16 protein-coding genes, 4 tRNA genes and 2 rRNA genes (1 of these 22 cut by a window edge) are annotated in these 22970 nt (G+C 47.1%); 20 read left to right on the forward strand and 2 right to left on the reverse strand.

Features of this window, described 5'->3' with window-relative positions:
• Positions 1-2241 (forward strand): 23S ribosomal RNA (locus ACXAC1_RS08050); it begins 646 nt to the left of the window's first position.
• Positions 2242-2506: 265 nt separating this feature from the next.
• Positions 2507-2621: ribosomal RNA gene (gene rrf / locus ACXAC1_RS08055) — 5S ribosomal RNA — on the forward strand.
• Between the two features lie 152 nt (positions 2622-2773).
• Here the strand turns inward: rrf and ACXAC1_RS08060 are convergent.
• Positions 2774-3937 (reverse strand): IS256 family transposase, encoded by a 1164-nt coding sequence (locus ACXAC1_RS08060; protein ID WP_475058256.1) that lies wholly within the window; start codon positions 3935-3937, stop codon positions 2774-2776.
• Between the two features lie 286 nt (positions 3938-4223).
• Here ACXAC1_RS08060 and ACXAC1_RS08065 point away from each other — a divergent pair, with 286 nt between their 5' ends.
• The gene (locus ACXAC1_RS08065; RefSeq protein WP_475060705.1) at positions 4224-5876 is read left to right on the forward strand and encodes an OpgD/OpgG family glucan biosynthesis protein; all 1653 of its coding nucleotides are present in this window, start codon (positions 4224-4226) and stop codon (positions 5874-5876) included.
• 23 nt (positions 5877-5899) lie between these two features.
• On the opposite strand, the gene ACXAC1_RS08070 is transcribed toward ACXAC1_RS08065, so the two are convergent.
• On the reverse strand, positions 5900-6343 hold the full coding sequence (locus ACXAC1_RS08070) for a GNAT family N-acetyltransferase (RefSeq protein WP_475060707.1): 444 nt from the start codon (positions 6341-6343) through the stop codon (positions 5900-5902).
• Positions 6344-6415: 72 nt separating this feature from the next.
• Here ACXAC1_RS08070 and ACXAC1_RS08075 point away from each other — a divergent pair, with 72 nt between their 5' ends.
• The 17 genes from ACXAC1_RS08075 to rpsL all read left to right on the forward strand — a co-directional run bounded on the left by ACXAC1_RS08075 (position 6416) and on the right by rpsL (position 22882).
• A complete protein-coding gene (locus tag ACXAC1_RS08075; RefSeq protein WP_475060710.1) occupies positions 6416-7600 on the forward strand; it encodes an alpha/beta hydrolase in 1185 nt (394 codons plus the stop codon).
• A 20-nt stretch (positions 7601-7620) separates the two neighbouring features.
• Complete coding sequence (locus tag ACXAC1_RS08080) at positions 7621-8574, forward strand: biotin--[acetyl-CoA-carboxylase] ligase (RefSeq protein WP_475060712.1); 954 nt, start codon at positions 7621-7623, stop codon at positions 8572-8574.
• Positions 8558-9298, forward strand: coding sequence for a type III pantothenate kinase (locus ACXAC1_RS08085; RefSeq protein ID WP_475060715.1), 741 nt, complete (start codon positions 8558-8560; stop codon positions 9296-9298). The genes ACXAC1_RS08080 and ACXAC1_RS08085 overlap by 17 nt, the downstream gene beginning before the upstream one ends.
• Positions 9295-10011: an SPOR domain-containing protein gene (locus ACXAC1_RS08090; protein WP_475060718.1), complete on the forward strand. Its 717-nt coding sequence runs from the start codon at positions 9295-9297 to the stop codon at positions 10009-10011. Before ACXAC1_RS08085 ends, ACXAC1_RS08090 begins: the two co-directional genes overlap by 4 nt.
• A gap of 74 nt (positions 10012-10085) precedes the next feature.
• Positions 10086-10169: transfer RNA gene (locus ACXAC1_RS08095), tRNA-Tyr, on the forward strand.
• Between the two features lie 3 nt (positions 10170-10172).
• A tRNA-Gly gene (locus ACXAC1_RS08100) sits at positions 10173-10247 on the forward strand.
• A gap of 4 nt (positions 10248-10251) precedes the next feature.
• Positions 10252-10327, forward strand: a tRNA-Thr gene (locus tag ACXAC1_RS08105).
• Positions 10328-10447: 120 nt separating this feature from the next.
• A tRNA-Trp gene (locus ACXAC1_RS08110) sits at positions 10448-10523 on the forward strand.
• 40 nt (positions 10524-10563) lie between these two features.
• Entirely contained in the window at positions 10564-10932 is a 369-nt protein-coding gene (secE, locus tag ACXAC1_RS08115) for a preprotein translocase subunit SecE (protein WP_475060720.1), read from the forward strand.
• A gap of 9 nt (positions 10933-10941) precedes the next feature.
• Positions 10942-11475, forward strand: a complete 534-nt coding sequence (gene nusG / locus ACXAC1_RS08120; protein ID WP_475060723.1) for a transcription termination/antitermination protein NusG — start codon at positions 10942-10944, stop codon at positions 11473-11475.
• Between the two features lie 49 nt (positions 11476-11524).
• Positions 11525-11959, forward strand: coding sequence for a 50S ribosomal protein L11 (rplK, locus tag ACXAC1_RS08125; protein WP_377365823.1), 435 nt, complete (start codon positions 11525-11527; stop codon positions 11957-11959).
• Positions 11959-12654 carry a 50S ribosomal protein L1 gene (gene rplA, locus ACXAC1_RS08130; protein WP_133565174.1) on the forward strand — a complete coding sequence of 232 codons (696 nt, stop codon included), beginning with the start codon at positions 11959-11961 and terminating at the stop codon, positions 12652-12654. The genes rplK and rplA overlap by 1 nt, the downstream gene beginning before the upstream one ends.
• Positions 12655-12867: 213 nt before the next feature.
• Entirely contained in the window at positions 12868-13368 is a 501-nt protein-coding gene (gene rplJ / locus ACXAC1_RS08135) for a 50S ribosomal protein L10 (RefSeq protein WP_133565175.1), read from the forward strand.
• 79 nt (positions 13369-13447) lie between these two features.
• On the forward strand, positions 13448-13822 hold the full coding sequence (rplL, locus tag ACXAC1_RS08140) for a 50S ribosomal protein L7/L12 (protein ID WP_133565177.1): 375 nt from the start codon (positions 13448-13450) through the stop codon (positions 13820-13822).
• A gap of 185 nt (positions 13823-14007) precedes the next feature.
• Complete coding sequence (gene rpoB / locus ACXAC1_RS08145; protein WP_475060726.1) at positions 14008-18108, forward strand: DNA-directed RNA polymerase subunit beta; 4101 nt, start codon at positions 14008-14010, stop codon at positions 18106-18108.
• Positions 18109-18175: 67 nt separating this feature from the next.
• Positions 18176-22378 carry a DNA-directed RNA polymerase subunit beta' gene (rpoC, locus tag ACXAC1_RS08150; RefSeq protein ID WP_475060728.1) on the forward strand — a complete coding sequence of 1401 codons (4203 nt, stop codon included), beginning with the start codon at positions 18176-18178 and terminating at the stop codon, positions 22376-22378.
• A 132-nt stretch (positions 22379-22510) separates the two neighbouring features.
• Complete coding sequence (rpsL, locus tag ACXAC1_RS08155; protein ID WP_013659444.1) at positions 22511-22882, forward strand: 30S ribosomal protein S12; 372 nt, start codon at positions 22511-22513, stop codon at positions 22880-22882.
• The last annotated feature ends 88 nt before the right edge of the window (positions 22883-22970 follow it).

Genomic DNA, 22970 nt, shown 5'->3' on the forward strand with positions numbered 1-22970 from the left:
CTAGGATTAGACCCGAAACCGGGCGATCTATCCATGAGCAGGTTGAAGGTTGGGTAACACTAACTGGAGGACCGAACCCACGTACGTTGAAAAGTCCGGGGATGACTTGTGGATAGGAGTGAAAGGCTAATCAAGCTCGGAGATAGCTGGTTCTCCTCGAAAGCTATTTAGGTAGCGCCTCGCGTATTGCCATTGGGGGTAGAGCACTGTTTGGGCTAGGGGGTCATCCCGACTTACCAACCCCATGCAAACTCCGAATACCAATGAGTATGAGCGCGGGAGACACACGGCGGGTGCTAACGTCCGTCGTGAAAAGGGAAACAACCCAGACCGTCAGCTAAGGTCCCAAAGTTACAGTTAAGTGGGAAACGATGTGGGAAGGCTTAGACAGCTAGGAGGTTGGCTTAGAAGCAGCCATCCTTTAAAGAAAGCGTAATAGCTCACTAGTCGAGTCGGCCTGCGCGGAAGATATAACGGGGCTCAAACTGTACACCGAAGCTACGGGTTTACACTATGTGTAAGCGGTAGAGGAGCGTTCTGTAAGCCGTTGAAGGTCAAGCTGTAAGGCAGGCTGGAGGTATCAGAAGTGCGAATGTTGACATGAGTAACGATAAAGGGAGTGAAAACCTCCCTCGCCGGAAGACCAAGGGTTCCTGTCCCATGCTAATCAGGGCAGGGTGAGTCGGCCCCTAAGGCGAGGCTGAAAAGCGTAGTCGATGGGAAACGGGTTAATATTCCCGTACCGATGTATATTGCGATGGAGAGACGGAGAAGGCTAGGCCAGCACGGCGATGGTTGTCCGTGTTTAAGGCGGTAGGCTGAGTACTTAGGCAAATCCGGGTACTTAAAGGCCGAGAACTGATGACGAGTCCTCTTTTGGACGAAGTGGTTGATGCCATGCTTCCAGGAAAAACTTCTAAGCTTCAGATATACATTGACCGTACCCCAAACCGACACAGGTGGTCAGGTAGAGAATACCAAGGCGCTTGAGAGAACTCGGGTGAAGGAACTAGGCAAAATGGCACCGTAACTTCGGGAGAAGGTGCGCCGGTTAGGGTGAAGGACTTGCTCCGTAAGCTCTGACCGGTCGAAGATACCAGGTGGCTGCGACTGTTTATTAAAAACACAGCACTCTGCAAACACGAAAGTGGACGTATAGGGTGTGACGCCTGCCCGGTGCTTGAAGGTTAATTGATGGGGTTAGCGTAAGCGAAGCTCTTGATCGAAGCCCAAGTAAACGGCGGCCGTAACTATAACGGTCCTAAGGTAGCGAAATTCCTTGTCGGGTAAGTTCCGACCTGCACGAATGGCGTAACGATGGCCACACTGTCTCCACCCGAGACTCAGTGAAATTGAAATCGCAGTGAAGATGCTGTGTATCCGCGGCTAGACGGAAAGACCCCGTGAACCTTTACTATAGCTTCACAGTGAACTTTGAACCTACTTGTGTAGGATAGGTGGGAGGCTTTGAAGTACAGACGCCAGTTTGTATGGAGCCAATCTTGAAATACCACCCTGGTATGTTTGAGGTTCTAACTCAGGTCCCTTATCGGGATCGAGGACACTGTGTGGTGGGTAGTTTGACTGGGGCGGTCTCCTCCCAAAGAGTAACGGAGGAGCACGAAGGTGCGCTCAGCATGGTCGGAAATCATGCAAAGAGTGTAAAGGCAAAAGCGCGCTTAACTGCGAGACAGACACGTCGAGCAGGTACGAAAGTAGGTCTTAGTGATCCGGTGGTTCTGTATGGAAGGGCCATCGCTCAACGGATAAAAGGTACTCCGGGGATAACAGGCTGATACCGCCCAAGAGTTCACATCGACGGCGGTGTTTGGCACCTCGATGTCGGCTCATCACATCCTGGGGCTGAAGCCGGTCCCAAGGGTATGGCTGTTCGCCATTTAAAGTGGTACGCGAGCTGGGTTTAGAACGTCGTGAGACAGTTCGGTCCCTATCTGCCGTGGACGTTTGAGATTTGAGAAGAGTTGCTCCTAGTACGAGAGGACCGGAGTGAACGAACCTCTGGTGTTCCGGTTGTCACGCCAGTGGCATTGCCGGGTAGCTACGTTCGGACGGGATAACCGCTGAAAGCATCTAAGCGGGAAGCCTCCTTCAAGATAAGATCTCACTGGAACTTAGAGTTCCCTAAAGAGCCGTTCGAGACTAGGACGTTGATAGGTTGGGTGTGTAAGCGTTGTGAGGCGTTGAGCTAACCAATACTAATTGCTCGTGAGGCTTGACCATATAACACCAAAGTGGTTTTGCTGAGATTGTTCCAGACAATCTCGAGTACTTCCTCCCTCCATGGAGGTCGTGCACTACAGAATTTACGATAGTACTGAAATTGTTCCAGACAATTTTCAGTATTGCCTCCATCCTTGGAGGTACCGGTTTGATACTTGGTTATCGACTATTTCAAAGTCTAATTGTTAAAGATATCAAGTTTACGAACTTGCGTGTTTTGGACAAGGCAACAGAAAGCCACCCAGAACGAACGCAAACCCGTTTGCTTGACGATCATAGAGGCGTTGAACCACCTGATCCCATCCCGAACTCAGAAGTGAAAAGCGCCATCGCCGATGGTAGTGTGGGAGATCCCATGTGAGAGTAGGTCGTCGTCAAGCTTTTAATTAAAGAAGCCCTGATCGCTAGCGTGGTCAGGGTTTTTTTACGTCTGAAGAAAATCCCTCGCCTTGATCACCCCTGGAGTTCTATCCGGTACGGTATCGTCCCATTGAGTGTGTCTCTGCTCTCATCAAACATCTTTATTTATCTCTTATTTAAATAAATTGCTCTTTTGGAATCGACTCACTGGGTGACGATAAGTACTGCTATTCATATCAATCGCAACCTTGCTTAAAAGAGTTAACACTGATTCAACATTAGGCATCGAGTTTCTAATTTTCAATGTTCTTTTGAAGGCTTTGTTCAGTCGCTCAATCCAGTTGGTGGTGTAAATCATATTTCGGATATCATACTCGAAGCTTAGATAAGTTGAGTAATATGAGAGCCAATATGGATCAGCTAGCCTTTTCATATGAGGGTAGTAGCGCTGCCACCGTTGGGCCACTTGTTGTGCTCTGTCTAGCAACTGTTCTTTTGTATCCTCCCGATTTTCAATTTGAAAAATCTCATTCAAGTCACTGACGACGGCTAGGCGATGCTGCTTTTTGACCTTGTTCAGTATGGATCGCTTGAGATGTAGCACACACTTTTGAATTGAAGCATCAAAGTGCTTTTCTAATGTGCTATCGAGTTCGGTAAGGTTATCGATGACGAATAAGTCTGTTTGCTGCATTCCCCTGTCTTTAAGATCTTGGCAAATCTCATCCCAAAAACTTGATGACTCTGTTGGTGCATTATAGATACCAATCACTTCTCGAGTCATATCAGGTAAAACCGCTAACGCTATGTAATACGCCTCACTGGAGACTCTTTCTCGTTTGGTTTTCACAAACGTGGCATCAAGATATACGATGGGATAATAGCTGTTTAGTGGCCGTTCTCTAAACTCTCGCATTGCATCGGACAAGCTAACAGTAATACGAGAGATCTGGCTTTTTGACAGATGCTGACCGTAGATAGTATGTGTAATGGATTCGATATCACGCGTTGTTAAGCCCTTAGCATACAGCTCAAAACACAACTCATTCAGCGTGTCCGATTGATTCCTCATAATATTGAGTAGTGTCGGCTTGAAGTGCCCTAATCGATCCCTTGGGATTTGCAGTGATAAAGCCTCTCCGATACCAAAGCCATTCACGTTGCGATAGCCATTTGCTTTATTGCCTTGTACAGCAGCCTCAAGATAAGCTGCTCGCTCGGCCTTCATCAGGCTGTTGATCGCCATCTCGAGTAATTTATTGATACCGTCAGGCTGCAAAGTTAGCTGATCAACGGCGGCTTGTATCTGTTGAGTGTTTAGTTTTAAAGTGTCCATAGTCTCTCTTTTGTTAAATGGTTTGTTTTTTGGTCGAAACAAAAACATTTAATGAGAGAGGGGCGCCTAATACAACGTCCTTTACTAGACACACTTCTGGGGACGGTATGTTCTATCCCCGATAGAATCGGGTCGTACGAGTCATCTGATCGAGAAATTGCTCATTCCTTTTATTGTGTATATGAATACGCAGTTCTTTGAAATTCTTTACCGCTTGTCAAGTATTCGTCTGCGTCGAAGCTAGGTAGCATTCCAGCTAATATTAGAAAACTACAGGATATATACGATGCGTAGAAGCTTGTCTTTCCAAACATTGGAACATCAAGGCTTGCAAGCGTTGCTAAAGAGTAGCATACGTCTGGTAAGCAGATTGGCACTCACGGTGAGTGCTTTGGTAAGTGTTACTGCGTGTGCGGTCACACAGCCTATTGTGAACCCTGAGAAGGGAGAAGCGTTCAGCTATGCATGGTTGAAAGGGCATGCAAGAAGTCTCTCAGAAAGGCCTTTTGTGAGTCATGAAGGTGACGTGCCAAGTGTTCTTTCCGATCTAGATTGGGATGAGTATCAGCAGCTCCACTTTAAGCGTGACCAAAGTCTTTGGCAGAAAGACGATACTGCTTATCGTGCCACCTTCTTTCATCTAGGGCAGGGCTTCATCACGCCTGTGCATATCAATGTCGTCGAGGATGGCAAGTCAACGCCTGTAGATTATTCATCAAAAATGTTCGACTACGGTGACTCTCATGTAAATGGTAAATCGCTACCAGAGGATCTTGGTTTCGCTGGTTTTCGTATGCAATATGGTACGGATTGGGAGCGAGATATCGTTGCCTTTTTAGGGGCTAGCTATTTCCGCGCTGTTGGTGCTGAAATGCAGTACGGATTGTCTGCTCGAGGCCTTGCCATTGATACGGCAATGAATAAGCCCGAAGAGTTTCCTGTGTTCACAAATTTCTGGTTTGAAAAACCAAAGCCTAATTCTGATGAAGTGACGATTTATGCTTTATTAGACTCGGACAGCGTGACGGGTGCCTACCGTTTTGATATCAAGGCAGGTGAGCCGCTGAAAATGCGTGTTGATGTGGCTTTATACCCACGTAAAGAAATCGAGCGCCTAGGTGTTGCTCCGCTTACCAGTATGTACATGATTGGTGAGAATGACCGTCGTACCAATTACGACTGGCGTCCAGAGATCCATGACTCAGATGGTTTGGAAATGCTTACTGGCAACGGTGAGTGGATTTGGCGTCCATTGGGTAACCCAGAACAACTTCGCTTCAATGCTTACATGGATAATAACCCTAAAGGTTTTGGTCTAATGCAGCGTGATCGTAACTTTGATCATTATTTAGATGATGGCGTGTTTTATGAGAAGCGTCCACATCTTTGGATTGAGCCAATTGGTGATTGGGGTAAAGGCTCAGTGCAGTTAGTTGAGATTCCAACTCTAGATGAAACATTTGATAATATTGTGGCTTACTGGAACCCGGCGCAAGAGATTGTTCCAGGGCAAGAGCTGTTGTACAGCTACAATATGTACTGGGGCAGTGATGCACCTTTTAAGTCAGGTAAAGCAACGGTTCAGAGCACCTACACTGGTATTGGCGGAGTGGTTGGTAAAAAGCGAGATTACTACAGTAAACGCTTCGCGATTGACTTCGAAGGCGATATTTTTCAAATGTTAGGTCAAAAGGCGGAAGTGAAGCCTGTGATTGAAACGTCTCGTGGTCGAGTGGAAATTACATCGGCACGTCCACAACACCATATTGGCGGTTACCGAGCAATGTTTGACTTAGTGCCTGATGACTCTGTTGAGCCAATTAACATCAAGGTTCATCTAGAAGCTAATGGTCAGCCAATCTCTGAAACATGGGTTTATCAATGGAATCCTCCGGCTCCAGATAAACGTGAGCTGCATAATGCAGGTCACTTAAAATAGAACAATTCCCTAAAAGAAACGCCCTATGTGGGCGTTTTTTTATGGTACTGCATGGCTATCAAGCGAGGCTGTTTGATGCGATAGCGTTGCAAGCGACTACGGAGCTCACTGGGTAAGAGTGCTTCATCAGTGACCTCTGAAAAGCCGTGGCGTGTATAGAAGGGGGTAAGCTCAGGCGTATTTAAGCAATAGCTAGGCTGCTGAGCGAGTTGCTTGCTAATTGAGCGAAGCAGCTGTCCAGCGATGCCTTGATTTCTGTGCCGAGGGTGGGTAATAAGCCCAGTTAACAATAAGCATTGGTCGAGAGGTTTTAAACGCACGGCACAAAGAATATTTGCCCCGTCCTTTATCACCCATAAGGGTTCTGCTTTGTTTGGTTTTCCACTGGGATAGAATGCTTGATAGAACTTCTTTACTAAAGGGAACCATATTGGGTCGACAGGGATGGCGTTAATAACGGATTTCATGCTCTGTAGTTAGTGATTTGCGTGGTTTCCGTTATGATAAGCTTTTTTAGTGAATGCTCAATGGGAGTATGTATGGCTTTAGTGCGTTTGGCTTGGGTTCTGCTCGTAGGGACTGTTTCCTCCTCTGTTCTGGCAAATGCTTGGGTGCAGACCTCGGGAGAGCCATTTGAAGTTTACCGTGAGCGCATGGCGATGCATTTCATGGAAAATAAACTGTGGGTCAGTACGAAGGCTCAACAACAAGAGCTCGAAGCCGTATTACCATTTGAACATCGTCCAAGTGATACCTGCTCTTCAAATTCTGTTGGTGTGTTAATGTTTCACGGTTTGTCTGATTCTCCTTTTTCGCTAAGAGATCCTGCACAAGCGTTGGCAAATCAATGTATTCACGTGCGAGTGATGATTTTACCTGGTCATGGTACTCGTGCAGAGGATTTGCTTGAGGTGACGCGGCAGGATTGGCGTGCAGCGGTAAAGTCTGCGGTCGCAAACTTCTCTTCTGAGGTTGATAGGATGTATTTGGCGGGCTTTTCCACTGGTGGGGCTTTGGTAACGGAGTATGCATGGCAACAGCCAGAGGAGGTGCAAGGGGTCGTGTTATTTTCGCCTCTTTTTAAGATCAATAGTGCGATTGATTGGCTGTCGCCTTGGTTGGCTCCTATGATCGATTGGCTAGATCACTACGACTCAGATGATTACAGTAAGTACGCCTCGATTCCTGTGCCAGCTATAGCTGAGGCTTACTCTTTGGCAAAAGAGGTCAAAGCAACGGTTCTGGCAGAGCCTGGCAGGGTGCCAGTCTTTGTTGCTCTGTCTGAGGAGGATGCTACGGTCGATTCGGCTGTCACTGTTGATGTCTTTGAGCATTCGTTTGTGGCTCACGTGCAAAGTGAGATGATTCTCTACAGTGCGTCTCGTCCAACAAATGATGCACCCCCTGTTCATGTAGTTAACACGGATTTACCAGAGCAGCGTATTTTTGGCTTATCTCATATGTCTGTTCATGGAGCGCCTCATAACCCTTATTACGGTGAGCAGGGTACTTATCGAATATGTTCTTGGTATCAGGGGGACCAAGATCGTTACCAGGAGTGCCGCGAGGCGGAGCAGAACTGGTATGGTGAGCGCTCGAAAGAGTTGCAGGCTAAGAGCGTTGTTGCGGCCAGATTGTCATGGAATCCATACTTCGAAGATCTCATGAAGCGCATTGATAGCTTCATTCACAAGACACAGCAGAGCACCGTTGTGTCTAACTAAAGAATTCGCAGGAAATCAAAATGAGAGAAGTGTTGAAGTTGCTGAGTGATAGCAAGTTCCATTCAGGAGAGGCGCTGGGTGAGGCGCTGGGTATTACGCGCGCGGCTGTTTGGAAACGTTTAAAAAAGATAGAGGCGGCTGGCATAGCGGTGCATTCGGTGAAAGGGCGTGGCTATCGAATCCCTGAGCCTCTCGTTTTGTTGGAGGAGAGTCGTCTTCGTGCAGCGGGCTTGCCGGATGACGTTGCCGTGGATATTCCGTTTGATACACCGTCAACGAATGATGTGTTGAAGAAGAAAATATCATTGGGTGCCAAGTTGCCTGCCTTGGTTATTACGGAGCATCAAACTCAAGGTAAAGGTCGCCGTGGCCGAGTGTGGGAGAGTGGCGTCGCAAAAAATATCACCATGTCATTTGCATGGCAGTTCGAACAAGGTCCTAGTGTTGTCGAAGGCTTGAGCCTTGCGGTAGGCGTAGTGATTGCAAAAGTACTACGCGATATGGGAGTAACCAATCCTGGTCTTAAATGGCCAAATGATATTCATGTCGATAACCATAAAATTTGTGGGATTTTGCTCGAGCTGGTGGCGGATCAAGATGTTTGTCGGGTCATTATTGGAATTGGTTTAAATGTTGAATCAACTCCAGAACAGAGAGCAAAGGTTGATCAGCCGTGGACGGATTTGACTTCTCGTTTGACTTATACGCCAGATCGTAATGAAGTTATTGCAAACATTACTAAGGGGTTGATTGATGTTTGTGAGGCGTTTGCAAGTGGGGAAGATATCGCAAAATATCATGCGCAATGGCAAGCCTTTGATGTGTTGTTCAATCAACCGGTTACGGTGTATATGGGGAATAGGCAGCAAACAGGTATTGCTAGAGGGATTGATATGAATGGGGCGCTTAGGCTTGAAACAGAGCAGGGGATAGAGCTGCTTCATGGAGGAGAAATTAGTGTCCGTAAGCAATAGGGTATTGGTGATCGATGCTGGGAATACGCAGGTGAAGTGCACTCTGTTTCACGCTGATACGATAGTGGATAAATGGCTTTTTGATGATCAGTTGTCCGATCGAGGTCAAGAGTCAGAATTCATTGTGATTGCTAGTGTGCGCTCAAACGAGTTTACCTCCTCCTTGTTAGAGAAATGCGCCTCATACATACCAAACGCTGAGCTGATGCTGTTGCACTCAGAGCGTTCATCATGTGGAGTGCAGAACTCGTATCAAGAACCAGAACGTTTAGGGGTTGATCGTTGGCTCGCGGCGATTGCCGCGTTTCATCATTATGGTGGGCCTTCTGTTGTACTAGACGCCGGTACTGCAATTAAAGCGGAGTTTATTAATGCTGAAGGGGTTCATCTAGGGGGCTATATTGTTCCTGGACTTGAATTAATGGCTTCGAGTTTAATTGATAAAACAGCAAAGATTCGCTATCACAGTGGCGAGGCAAGTGTTTGCGACACGATTCCAGCGAGTACTGCCGATGCGGTAACTCAAGGTGCGACAGAGATGGCTTTGGGTTTTATTCAGCGTTTATATGGCAAGCACTCGGATGCTACTTGGTTGGTAACGGGAGGAACCAGTCAAGCGCTAATGGCTGCTTTGTCAATTCCACATGTATACGATGAGTCTTTAGTGGCCAAGGGCGCGCATTTAGTATGGCAAGAGCGTCTAGAAAAGAGAGGGCTGAAATGAAGTGGTTGTTTTTAGTCATGGTGTTGGCCAACGCAGGGTTCGTGGCTTGGCAGGGGTTTTCAGCGGCTGATGCAGGAGTGCTTCAGCCCCCCGTGTATGCTCCGCCAGTAAGTGAGCGTATATATCTAGTTGGCGAGGTCCGACCAGATGAGCCTGATGACGTGGTTGCCACAGTGGAGCAGCAACCTCTAACAGAAGCTGATAAAGTGCTGGCATTGCTACAACAAGAAGTTAACAAGGTCTCGACTGAAGGCGATCTGCTCTGTCCAATAGTGACACTAGAGCGAAACGCTGACACGTTGACAGTGATGGATGTATTGCGTCAACAAGGTTTGACTTTTAGCGAGCGTAAAACAACGGGTAAACGTGACAAATATTGGCTGTATATATCTGCGCCAGCGACGGCGGAAAAAGCCCAAGATATTGTTTCTGCGTTGAAGTTAAAGCGAATCGACAGTTATGTCATATCTAGAGGGGATATGAAGAACCGCATATCGTTAGGTTTGTTTTCATCTAAGGAGCGAGCAGAACAGGCCCAAGCAAGCATCTCAGAACAATCGGGCATGGAAGTGAATATTTATGCTCATCAGCGTGAAGTTGGGCTGACAGAGCTGCTGTTAGCAGAGCCAATCACTAGTGAGCGCTGGGAGAACGTGATAATGGCGTTAGATTTTTCCAAGCTGTTAATAAAAATAGAAAAAAATCCTTGCTAGTGCTTGCAATTGATAAAACGATTCATATAATGGCATCCACCTTTTGGGGCGTTGTGAGCAATGCTTTGATTCGTGGAGGGGTTCCCGAGTGGCCAAAGGGAGCAGATTGTAAATCTGCCACGAAAGTTTCGGTGGTTCGAATCCACCTCCCTCCACCATTTGCGGGCATGGTATAGTGGCTATTACCTCAGCCTTCCAAGCTGAAGAGGCGGGTTCGATTCCCGCTGCCCGCTCCAATTTGCTCATGTAGCTCAGTTGGTAGAGCACACCCTTGGTAAGGGTGAGGTCGGCAGTTCAAGTCTGCTCATGAGCTCCAGCATTTCTTCAATGCTAAAACAGGCGATTCTAAAGCGCCTTTTTTATTGTCTGAATTTTGGGCAAATACCACTTGCTAAATTTTAAACAAGCCGGTATCATCCTCCGCCCATACGAATGTAGGCCAGTAGTTCAGCTGGTAGAGCGTCGGTCTCCAAAACCGAATGTCGGGGGTTCGAATCCCTCCTGGCCTGCCATCTTTCGTATCCAATTTCTTAGCTAGGGAACACCTGAAGTATGAGTTCGAGTGCTGAAACTCAAGAGTCTCGCGGAGACGTATTAAAGTGGGCGGTTGTTATCCTTCTTGTAGCCGTGGCGGTTGTGGGTAACAATTATTTTTCTGCTGAGTCATTGCTGTATCGCTTGATTGCTGTATTGGTTCTTGCTGGTGTTGCTGGCTTTGTTGCGATCAATACAGCCAAAGGTCGCTCTTTTGCCAAATTGGCGCGAGAAGCGAAGACCGAAATTCGTCGAGTTGTATGGCCAACAAGACAGGAAACGGTTCAAACAACGTTGATCGTTTTGGCGGTTGTTATTTTTATGTCTCTCGTACTGTGGGGAGTTGATTCACTCCTTGGCTGGATCGTTTCCGCAGTAATAGGTTAGGAGTTGCTCGTGGCGAAACGATGGTATGTGGTACAAGCGTACTCAGGTTATGAAAAGCACGTAATGCGCTCGCTCAAAGAGCGTGTTGGCATTATGGGCATGGAAGATTATTTTGGCGATATCCTAGTTCCTACAGAGGAAGTGGTTGAGATTCGCGATGGCAAGAAGCGTAAGAGTGAGCGTAAATTCTATCCTGGTTATGTGCTAGTTCAGATGGATATGAATGACGAATCTTGGCATCTTGTTAAAGGTACTGCGCGTGTGCTTGGCTTTATTGGCGGCACAGCGGACAAACCATCACCAATCACTGATCGTGAAGCAGATGCGATTCTGCAGCGTGTCAACGATGGTGTGGATAAACCTCGTCCTAAGACGTTGTTTGAAGTGGGTGAAGTGGTTCGTGTTAACGAAGGTCCATTTGCTGACTTTAACGGTGTTGTGGAAGAGGTTGATTACGATAAAAGCCGAATCAAAGTGGCTGTCCTTATCTTTGGGCGCTCTACGCCAGTTGATTTGGAATTTAGTCAGGTTGAGAAGACCTGATTGTAATTAAACGGGTAGCCTTCGGGCGGTGACCCATTTGGAGTAAAAAATGGCTAAAAAAGTCCAAGCTTACATCAAGCTACAAGTTAAAGCGGGTCAAGCGAACCCAAGTCCACCAGTTGGTCCAGCTCTTGGTCAACACGGTGTGAACATCATGGAATTCTGTAAAGCGTTCAACGCCAAAACTCAAGGTGTAGAACCTGGTCTTCCAACACCAGTTATCATCACTGTATACAGTGACCGTAGCTTCACATTCGAAACGAAATCTACTCCTGCTGCAGTGCTTCTTAAGAAAGCTGCTGGCATTAAGAGTGGTTCACCACGTCCAAACACTCAGAAAGTTGGTACAGTAACTCGTGCACAACTAGAAGAGATCGTAAACGCTAAGCAGGCTGATTTGACTGCAGCGGATATGGATGCTGCCGTACGTACTATCGCTGGTAGTGCACGTGCAATGGGTCTAGATGTTGAGGGTGTGAACTAATGGCTAAGCTAACTAAACGCGCTCGCTTGATCGCTGAAAAAGTAGACGCAACTAAACTGTACTCTGTAGAAGAGGCTGTAGCTCTTTTATCTGAGCTTTCTACTGTAAAGTTCAAAGAGTCTGTTGACGTATCTGTTAACCTAGGCGTTGACCCACGTAAATCTGATCAGGTTGTTCGTGGTTCTACAGTACTTCCTAACGGTACAGGTAAAGACGTTCGCGTTGCTGTATTCGCACAAGGTGCAAACGCTGAAGCAGCTAAAGAAGCTGGTGCAGACGTTGTAGGTTTTGAAGACCTTGCTGAGCAAGTTAAAGCTGGTAACCTAGATTTCGACGTGGTAATCGCTTCTCCTGATGCGATGCGTATCGTTGGTCAACTAGGTCAGGTGCTTGGTCCACGTGGTCTTATGCCAAACCCTAAAGTTGGTACTGTAACTCCAGACGTTGCAACTGCTGTTAAAAACGCAAAATCTGGCCAGGCACGTTACCGTACTGACAAAAATGGTATCATCCACGCTGGCGTTGGTTCTATCGACTTCGCAGCTGATGCTATCAAAGGCAACCTAGAAGCACTTCTAGCCGATCTGCGTCGTGCTAAGCCTGCTTCTGCTAAAGGTGTCTACATGAAAAAAGTGACTTTGTCCTCTACAATGGGACCTGGTCTACAAATTGATTTAGGTGCTCTAAGCTTCTAAGTCAGAGCTTTGGGGTCTGTACAGCTTGCTGTATAGGTCGTCAAAGACCGCAGGAATCTTTGGATTTAATCAGAACGTTGCGAAACGTTTGTCCTGCGCAGATGGTGTGGCCCGATTCAGATTAAACTGGATCCAACTCACCAGTAAGTACTCCGAATATTCGGAGAGTTGGTAAATTTAGGGATTTATCCCTGCTAATCCAGGAGAAAACCAGTGGCATTAGGTCTAGAAGACAAAAAAGCCATTGTCGCCGAAGTTAGCGAAGCTGCCCAAGGCGCTTTGTCTGCTGTAGTAGCTGACTCTCGCGGTGTTACCGTGACTGATATGACAGCTCTTCGCAAACAAGCACGTGAAGCTGGTGTTTACGTACGTGTTGTGCGTAACACTCTAGCTCGCCGCGCTGTTGAAGGCACAGACTTCGAATGCTTAAAAGATAGCTTCGTTGGTCCAACTCTTATCGCATTCTCTAACGAGCACCCAGGTGCGGCGGCTCGTTTGTTGAAAACTTTCGCGAAAGAGAACGACAAATTTGAAGTTAAAGCATTGGCGTTCAACGGTGAGTTGATCCCAGCTGGCGACATTGATCGTTTGGCAACATTGCCAACATACGACGAAGCAATCGCGAAACTAATGAGCGTTATCCAAGGTGCGACAAGCAAACTTGCTCGTACATTGGCGGCGATTCGCGATCAGAAAGAACAAGAAGCAGCGTAATTTTAAAACGCACTTACTTGAATTCAATTGGTTTTTGTTGCCGCTTATGGCAACCACAAAATGTTAGGAAATCTGAGTCATGGCTCTAACTAAAGAAGATATCATCAATGCAGTAGCAGAAATGTCTGTAATGGACGTTGTTGAACTGATCGAAGCAATGGAAGAAAAATTCGGCGTAACTGCAGCTGCTGCTGTTGCTGCTGGTCCAGCTGCTGGCGATGCTGGTGCAGCTGCTGCTGAACAAACTGAATTTGACGTTGTTCTTACTGCTGCAGGCGATAAGAAAGTTAACGTTATTAAAGCGGTACGTGGCGCAACTGGTCTAGGCCTTAAAGAAGCGAAAGCAATGGTTGACGGCGCTCCAGCTACAGTTAAAGAAGGCGCTTCTAAAGAAGAAGCTGAAGAGCTTAAGAAAGCTCTTGAAGAAGCAGGTGCTTCTGTCGAAATCAAGTAATGTTACTTGTTTCTCAAAAGTTCGGCATCTAGTCGAAATGGCTGGTGGTGTTTTGCCACCGGCCTTTTTGGGTTTCTAAAGCCCTATTAAAAATTTATTCTTTTTTTGAGAGAATACTCTCTCAATTTTCGGTAGGCCTGATTAAGAGGCCTTTTGCGTCAATGTGCACAAGCTGGGGAATGCTGATGGCTTACTCATACACTGAGAAAAAACGTATCCGTAAGGATTTCGGTAAACTGCCGCCCGTTTTGGATGTGCCATACTTGCTGGCAATTCAGCTTGAATCCTACCGTAACTTCTTGCAGGAAGGTAAAGCTCCTGCAGAGCGTGGGGAACTGGGTCTGCATGGGGCCTTTAAATCTGTCTTTCCAATGGTCAGCTTTTCCGGCAATGCGGCGCTAGAATACGTCGATTACCGATTGGGCAAGCCAGTATTTGATGTAAAAGAGTGTCAGCTACGTGGTGTAACGTATGCCGCTCCTTTACGTGTTCGTGTACGCCTTATCATTTATGATAAAGAGTCAGCGAACAAGGCAATCAAAGACATTCGCGAGCAAGAAGTCTACATGGGCGAAATCCCATTAATGACTGAAAATGGTACGTTCGTAATCAACGGTACTGAGCGTGTTATCGTATCTCAGTTACACCGTTCACCTGGTGTGTTCTTCGACCACGATCGTGGTAAGACTCACTCATCAGGTAAACTACTACACTCTGCTCGTGTTATTCCTTACCGTGGTTCATGGTTGGACTTCGAGTTTGATCCAAAAGACTGCGTGTTCGTTCGTATCGACCGTCGTCGTAAGCTGCCTGTATCAATTTTGTTACGCGCGCTTGGTTTTGATACTGAACAAATTCTAGATACCTTCTTCGATACGACTCGTTTCTTCTTGAGCCGTGATGGCGTAGAAATGGAACTGATCGCAAACCGCCTACGTGGTGAGACGGCTCTGTTTGACATCACCGATCAGGATGGCAACGTTATCGTTGAAGAAACTCGCCGTATTACTGCGAAACATATCCGTCAGATGGAAAAAGTAGGTTTAGAGCGTCTCTCTGTTCCTCTTGAGTACCTATTGGGTAAAGTAACGGCTAAAAACCTTGTGCATCCAGGCACAGGAGAGTTGATCGCTGAAGCGAACACAGAAATGTCTGTTGATCTACTAGAGGCGCTTGTTGCCGCTGGTATCAAAGAGATTGATGTTCTTTACACGAACGATCTAGATCACGGTCCGTTTATCTCTGATACATTGCGTATCGACCCTACAAATAACCAGTTAGAAGCATTGGTAGAAATCTACCGTATGATGCGTCCTGGTGAGCCACCAACCAAAGAGTCTGCTGAGGCGTTGTTCCAAAGCTTGTTCTTCTCAGAAGATCGCTACGATCTATCTGGTGTTGGTCGTATGAAATTTAACCGTCGTTTGGGACGTGATGAAGACGAAGGTCTAGGTATTCTAGACAACGACGACATCATTGATGTTCTGAAGACATTGCTAGATATCCGTAACGGTAATGGTATGGTCGATGATATTGACCACCTTGGTAACCGTCGTATTCGTTCTGTCGGCGAAATGGCCGAGAACCAATTCCGTGTTGGTTTAGTACGTGTAGAGCGTGCCGTGAAAGAGCGTTTGTCTATGGCAGAAGCGGATGGCCTAATGCCACAAGATCTATTGAACGCTAAACCCGTTGCGGCTGCGATCAAAGAATTCTTCGGTTCTAGCCAATTGTCACAGTTCATGGACCAAAACAACCCGCTTTCTGAGGTAACTCACAAGCGTCGTGTTTCTGCGTTAGGCCCTGGTGGTCTGACTCGTGAGCGCGCAGGCTTCGAGGTTCGAGACGTTCACGCTACTCACTACGGTCGTGTATGTCCAATCGAAACGCCTGAAGGTCCAAACATCGGTTTGATCAACTCGCTATCGACTTACGCGCGTACTAACAGCTACGGCTTCCTAGAAACGCCTTACCGTAAAGTTATCGATGGCAAAATGACTGACGAAACGGTTTACGTTTCGGCAATCGATGAGGCGAAATACGTTATCGCACAAGCGTCTGTGAACGTTGATGAAGAAGGTCGCCTAGTAGACGAACTTGTTCAGGTTCGTCACATGCATGACACGACTCTACTACCGAAAGAAAAAGTAAACCTAATGGACGTGTCACCACGTCAGGTCGTATCGGTAGCAGCATCGCTTATCCCGTTCCTAGAGCACGATGACGCCAACCGTGCCTTGATGGGATCAAACATGCAGCGTCAGGCTGTACCGACTCTAATCGCTGAAAAACCAGTGGTTGGTACAGGTATGGAGAAGAACGTAGCAAAAGACTCTGGTGTATGTATCGTTGCCCGTCGTGGCGGTGAAATCGAGTCTGTTGATGCGAGCCGTATCGTTGTACGTGTGAACTCTGAAGAGACTGAAGCGGGTGAAGCAGGTGTAGATATCTACAACCTGACGAAATACGTTCGTTCGAACCAGAACACATGTATCAACCAGCGCACTTTGGTACTCAAAGGTGACAAAGTGGCACGCGGTGACATCATGGCTGACGGTCCTTCTGTTGACATGGGTGACCTAGCGCTTGGTCAAAACATGCGTATCGCTTTCATGCCTTGGAACGGTTTCAACTTCGAGGACTCGATTCTAGTATCTGAGCGCGTAGTAGAAGAAGATCGTTTCACTTCGATTCACATCCAAGAGTTAACTTGTGTGGCTCGTGATACGAAGCTTGGGCCTGAAGAAATCACTTCAGATATCCCGAACGTAGGCGAAGGTGCGCTATCTAAACTGGATAACGCTGGTGTGGTTTACATCGGTGCAGAAGTTGAGCCAGGTGATATCCTAGTTGGTAAGGTAACGCCAAAAGGTGAAACTCAGCTAACACCTGAGGAAAAACTTCTACGTGCAATCTTCGGTGAAAAAGCGTCTGACGTAAAAGATACGTCACAACGCGTGAAAACAGGTACGCGCGGTACAGTTATCGACGTACAAGTATTCACTCGTGATGGCATCGAGAAAGATGAGCGTGCTAAGTCTATTGAGAAAGCTCAACTAGACGAAGTTCGTAAAGATTTGAACGAAGAATTCCGCATTGTTGAGAAAGCTACGTTTGAGCGTCTTGCTGAAGCGTTAGTAGGCCAACAGGCTGAAGGTGGTCCAGGTCTTGCGCGTAATGCTGTTATCACTGAAGAATACCTAGCAAATCTTGATCACCCTGAGTGGTTTAAGATTCGTGTAGCGAACGAAGAGGCAAGTGAGCAGCTTGAAAAAGCGCAAGCCGCTTTGATTGAGCGCCGCAAAGAGCTAGATGCTAAGTTCGAAGATAAGAAACGCAAGCTACAAACGGGCGATGATTTAGCACCTGGTGTGTTGAAGATCGTCAAAGTTTACGTGGCTGTGAAACGTCGTATCCAGCCAGGTGATAAAATGGCCGGTCGTCACGGTAACAAGGGTGTAATCTCTAAGATCATGCCTGTTGAAGATATGCCGTATGATGAAAACGGCGATCCAGTTGATATCGTACTAAACCCATTGGGTGTACCGTCACGTATGAACGTTGGTCAGGTACTAGAGACTCACTTGGGTGCAGCAGCGAAAGGCTTGGGTCGTAAGATCGACGAAATGCTTAAGATTGAGCGTGAGAAAGCGGAAACTGTTAAAGAACTTCGTGCTTTCCTAAATGAAATCTATAACGGTTACGAAGGTGATCTTCGTCCAGCTCGTTCAGAAGATCTAGACAGCTTCTCTGATGAAGAGATTCTAGTGTTGGCATCAAACCTTAAGAAAGGTGTGCCAATGGCGTCTGGTGCCTTTGACGGTGCAAAAGAAGCTGAGATTAAGCGTATGCTTCGTCTTGCGGGCATCAACGAGAGTGGGCAGATCAAGCTATTCAACGGCCGTACTGGTGAAGCGTTTGAGCGTCCTGTAACCGTAGGTTACATGTACATGCTTAAGTTGAACCACTTGGTAGATGATAAGATGCACGCTCGTTCAACTGGCTCTTACAGCCTTGTTACTCAGCAGCCGCTGGGTGGTAAAGCTCAATTCGGTGGTCAGCGTTTCGGTGAGATGGAGGTATGGGCACTTGAAGCATACGGTGCTGCCTACACGCTACAAGAAATGTTGACTGTTAAGTCGGACGACGTGAACGGCCGTACTAAGATGTACAAAAACATCGTAGATGGCGATCACCGTATGGAGCCAGGCATGCCTGAATCCTTCAACGTATTGGTGAAAGAAATCCGTTCTCTTGGTATCGACATCGAGCTAGAAAACGAATAAGCACGAATCACATTTGACCTGCTGGGAGGGTTAACCCCTCCCAGCCTTACGAGTGGGGCGAATATCCATGAAAGACTTATTAGGTCTTCTAAAAACACAGGGACAATCAGAAGAGTTTGATGCGATTCGCATTGGCTTAGCTTCTCCAGATATGATTCGTTCATGGTCTTATGGTGAAGTTAAAAAGCCAGAAACCATCAACTACCGTACGTTCAAACCAGAGCGTGACGGTCTGTTCTGTGCCAAAATCTTTGGTCCTATCAAGGACTACGAATGTTTGTGTGGTAAATACAAGCGTTTAAAACACCGTGGTGTCATTTGTGAGAAGTGTGGCGTTGAAGTTGCGTTGTCGAAAGTGCGTCGTGAGCGCATGGGACACATCGAGCTAGCTTCACCGGTTGCTCACATCTGGTTCCTTAAGTCTCTACCATCTCGTATCGGTCTTATCATGGATATGACCCTACGTGATATTGAGCGTGTTCTTTACTTCGAATCATTCATTGTGATTGATCCAGGCATGACGACGCTTGAAAAAGGTCAGCTACTGAACGATGAGCAGTACTTCGAAGCACTAGAAGAGTTCGGTGACGAATTCGACGCTCGCATGGGTGCTGAGGCGATTCAGTGCTTGCTACGTGACATGGATCTTGCTGAAGAAATCAGCACCATGCGCGAAGAGCTAAACGCTACTAACTCTGAGACTCGTATTAAGAAGCTATCTAAGCGTCTTAAACTGATCGAAGCGTTCCATCATTCTGGTAACAATCCAGAGTGGATGGTATTAGACGTACTTCCAGTGTTGCCACCAGATCTTCGCCCTCTAGTTCCACTAGAAGGTGGTCGTTTCGCAACATCTGATTTGAATGATCTATACCGTCGCGTTATTAACCGTAACAACCGTCTAAAACGTCTTCTTGAGCTAGCTGCTCCAGACATCATCGTGCGCAACGAAAAGCGTATGTTGCAAGAGTCTGTTGATGCGCTACTAGACAACGGTCGTCGCGGTCGTGCGATCACAGGTTCTAACAAGCGTCCTCTGAAATCTTTGGCAGACATGATCAAAGGTAAGCAAGGTCGTTTCCGTCAGAACCTTTTGGGTAAACGTGTAGACTACTCTGGCCGTTCTGTTATCACAGTAGGTCCATCTCTACGTTTGCACCAGTGTGGTCTGCCGAAGAAGATGGCTCTTGAGCTATTCAAGCCATTCATCTTCTCGAAACTAGAACTTCGTGGTATGGCAACAACCATCAAAGCTGCGAAGAAAATGGTTGAGCGTGAAACACCTGAGGTTTGGGATATTCTTGATGAAGTTATCCGTGAACACCCAGTAATGCTTAACCGTGCACCAACGCTTCACCGTTTGGGTATCCAAGCGTTTGAGCCGATTCTAATCGAAGGTAAAGCGATTCAGTTGCACCCACTTGTGTGTGCGGCTTACAACGCCGACTTCGACGGTGACCAGATGGCGGTACACGTGCCATTGACAATCGAAGCTCAGCTTGAAGCTCGTGCGTTGATGATGTCTACCAACAACATCCTGTCGCCAGCAAACGGTGAGCCGATCATCGTTCCTTCTCAGGACGTTGTATTGGGTCTGTACTACATGACGCGTGAGAAAATCAACGCGAAAGGTGAGGGCATGGCCTTCGCTGATATCAAAGAAGTACACCGTGCATATGGTGCTAAACAAGTTGAACTGCACGCGAAAATCAAAGTTCGTGTGAATCAAGTTGATACAACGCTTGAAGGTGAGAAGATCCCTTCAACGTTTATTGTTGATACAACTGTTGGTCGTGCATTGTTGTTTGATGTGGTGCCTGATGGCCTACCATTCTCGGTTATTAACCAGCCGATGAAGAAGAAAGCAATCTCGAACCTAATCAACGAGTGTTACCGTAAGGTTGGTCTAAAAGAGACTTGTATCTTCGCTGACCAATTGATGTACACAGGTTTCCAATACGCAACAGCGTCTGGTTCCTCTGTGGGTGTTGACGATTTCGTAATTCCGCCAGAGAAAGTAGATATCATTTCTCGTGCCGAAGAAGAAGTTAAAGAAATCGAATACCAATTCGCCGACGGTCTTGTGACAGCGGGCGAAAAATACAACAAAGTTATCGACTTGTGGTCTCGTACCAACGAAACCGTAACTGAAGCCATGATGAAAAACTTGGCAAAAGAGACGGTTATCGATAAAGAAGGTAACGAAGTTGAGCAGCAATCATTTAACTCAGTTTACATGATGGCCGACTCTGGTGCCCGTGGTAGTGTGGCTCAGATGCGTCAGCTAGGTGGTATGCGTGGTCTGATGGCGAAACCGGATGGTTCCATCATCGAGACACCGATCACTGCGAACTTCCGTGAAGGTCTATCGGTACTTCAGTACTTTACCTCTACACACGGTGCTCGTAAGGGTCTTGCCGATACAGCCTTGAAGACAGCAAACTCTGGTTACCTAACGCGTCGCCTAGTTGACGTTGCGCAAGACTTGGTAATCACAGAAGTAGATTGTGGTGCTGAAAATGGTCTTCTAGTAAGTGCATTGATTGAGGGTGGTGACGTAGTTGTTCCTCTAGGTCAGCGTGTACTAGGTCGTGTTGTAGCTCAAGATGTGTTGGACGCGAAAGGCAATGTTGTTGTTGAGCGTGGTGTTCTAATTGACGAGCACAACGTACGTGCAATTGAAGCAGCGGGTGTGGACGAGATGATCGTTCGCTCTGTAATCAGCTGTGAAACTAAGCACGGTGTGTGTGCGAGCTGTTACGGTCGTGATCTAGCTCGTGGTCACTTGGTGAACATTGGTGAGGCTGTCGGTGTTGTAGCTGCTCAGTCGATCGGTGAGCCGGGTACACAGCTGACCATGCGTACCTTCCACATTGGTGGTGCGGCCTCTCGAGCATCTGCTGTAGACAGTGTGCAAGTTAAGAGTGCCGGTACAGTGCGTTTCCACAAGATGAAGAGCATCGAGCGTGAAACCGGTCAATTGGTTGTAGCATCGCGTTCTTCTGAATTGGCAATTGCAGACGAAGCGGGTCGTGAGAAAGAGCGTTACAAGCTTCCTTACGGTGCGGTGTTGAGTGTTCGCGAAGGCGATCAAGTTTCTGCTGGTCAAGTATTGGCTAACTGGGACCCACACACTCACCCAATCGTTTCTGAGATGCAGGGTAAACTTGAATTCTCTGGTATGGAAGAGGGCGTCACTATTCGCCGTCAGTCTGATGAGCTAACTGGCTTGACGACAATCGAAGTACTTGAGATGAAAGATCGTCCTTCTTCTGGCAAAGACATTCGTCCAACGATCTCTGTTGTCGACGACAACGGTGCGCCTGTGATGATTCCTGGTACTGAAATGCCAGTACAATACATGCTTCCTGAGAAGGCTCTATTGAGCTTGGATCACGGTGCTACCATCAAGTCTGGTGAAGTATTGGCACGTATCCCTCAAGAGTCTCAAGGTAACAAGGATATCACCGGTGGTCTGCCACGCGTAGCTGACTTGTTCGAAGCACGTCGTCCGAAAGATCCTGCTGTGATGGCGGAAGCGACGGGTGTAGTAAGTTTCGGTAAAGAGACGAAAGGTAAGATCCGTTTGGTGATCACACCACAAGATGGCGGTGATCCAATCGAAACTCTGATTCCTAAATGGCGTCAAATCAACATCTTCGACGGTGAAGAAGTTGCGAAGGGTGAGATCATTGCCGACGGTCCTCTAAACCCACATGACATCTTGCGTCTTCAGGGTGTAGCAGCGCTTGCTGATTACATCACTAACGAGATTCAAGAGGTTTACCGTCTGCAGGGTGTAGGCATCAACGATAAGCACATCGAAGTTATTGTGCGTCAGATGCTACGCAAAGTAGACATCACTGAATCAGGTGATACTAACCTCATTCAGGGTGACCAAGTTGAATACACGCAAATGCAAGAAGCAAACGAAGCTGCGGAAGCAGAAGGTCGTTTCCCTTCTAAATACGAGCGTGTCCTACTTGGTATTACTAAAGCTTCTTTGGCAACTGAGTCATTTATCTCTGCGGCATCGTTCCAAGAGACAACTCGTGTCCTAACAGAAGGTGCGGTAACTGGTAAGAAAGACCACCTACGTGGTCTGAAAGAAAACGTTGTTGTAGGTCGTCTGATACCAGCGGGTACAGGTTTGGCTTACCACAGCGGTCGCAAAGCTAAGAAAGAGCTTGCGCAAGCAACGACGGAAGGTGGTGCAACAGTAAGTGCTTCTGATGTAGAAGAAGCATTAAGTGCGGCATTGAAAGACTAGAAGTCATTGTATACGTAAGGGAGGTGAAATTTTGTTCGCCTCCCTATTGACTGTTTTATAGGCGCAAATTACACTTGCGCCTCCTTATTTTTGGCGATTTCCGCCAATAGAATTGGATGTGGAGCTTGTTAAATGGCAACCGTTAACCAGTTGGTTCGTAAACCACGTAAACGTAAAGTGGCAAAAAGTGACGTTCCTGCGTTACAAGCTTGTCCGCAACGCCGCGGCGTCTGCACACGTGTATACACTACTACGCCTAAGAAGCCTAACTCGGCTTTGCGTAAAGTATGTCGTGTTCGCTTGACGAACGGCTTCGAAGTTACTTCCTACATCGGTGGTGAAGGTCACAACCTGCAAGAACACAGCGTAGTGCTGATTCGTGGCGGTCGTGTAAAAGACCTTCCAGGTGTTCGTTACCACACAGTACGTGGTAGCTTGGATACTTCTGGCGTACAAAATCGTAAGCAAGGCCGTTCTAAGTACGGTACTAAGCGTCCTAAGTAAGCTATTACGCTACCTTAATCGTTTAGACATAATTTTTTAATACAGTAAGGCCGAGCACAGAAATGGTCTCGGACTCACCTGAAGAGGA

The organism is Marinomonas sp. AWM4_232 (assembly GCF_056158325.1).

Excerpts from the sequence above, each read along its gene's own strand:
- ACXAC1_RS08080 (WP_475060712.1), top strand. The coding sequence starts at position 7,621 with ATGAGAGAAGTGTTGAAGTTGCTGAGTGATAGCAAGTTCCATTCAGGA.
- rpsL (WP_013659444.1), top strand. The coding sequence starts at position 22,511 with ATGGCAACCGTTAACCAGTTGGTTCGTAAACCACGTAAACGTAAAGTG.
- ACXAC1_RS08065 (WP_475060705.1), top strand. The coding sequence starts at position 4,224 with ATGCGTAGAAGCTTGTCTTTCCAAACATTGGAACATCAAGGCTTGCAA.
- rpoB (WP_475060726.1), top strand. The coding sequence starts at position 14,008 with ATGGCTTACTCATACACTGAGAAAAAACGTATCCGTAAGGATTTCGGT.
- secE (WP_475060720.1), top strand. The coding sequence starts at position 10,564 with ATGAGTTCGAGTGCTGAAACTCAAGAGTCTCGCGGAGACGTATTAAAG.
- ACXAC1_RS08075 (WP_475060710.1), top strand. The coding sequence starts at position 6,416 with ATGGCTTTAGTGCGTTTGGCTTGGGTTCTGCTCGTAGGGACTGTTTCC.
- rplL (WP_133565177.1), top strand. The coding sequence starts at position 13,448 with ATGGCTCTAACTAAAGAAGATATCATCAATGCAGTAGCAGAAATGTCT.
- ACXAC1_RS08060 (WP_475058256.1), bottom strand. The coding sequence starts at position 3,937 with ATGGACACTTTAAAACTAAACACTCAACAGATACAAGCCGCCGTTGAT.
- ACXAC1_RS08090 (WP_475060718.1), top strand. The coding sequence starts at position 9,295 with ATGAAGTGGTTGTTTTTAGTCATGGTGTTGGCCAACGCAGGGTTCGTG.
- ACXAC1_RS08070 (WP_475060707.1), bottom strand. The coding sequence starts at position 6,343 with ATGAAATCCGTTATTAACGCCATCCCTGTCGACCCAATATGGTTCCCT.
- rpoC (WP_475060728.1), top strand. The coding sequence starts at position 18,176 with ATGAAAGACTTATTAGGTCTTCTAAAAACACAGGGACAATCAGAAGAG.
- rplA (WP_133565174.1), top strand. The coding sequence starts at position 11,959 with ATGGCTAAGCTAACTAAACGCGCTCGCTTGATCGCTGAAAAAGTAGAC.
- rplK (WP_377365823.1), top strand. The coding sequence starts at position 11,525 with ATGGCTAAAAAAGTCCAAGCTTACATCAAGCTACAAGTTAAAGCGGGT.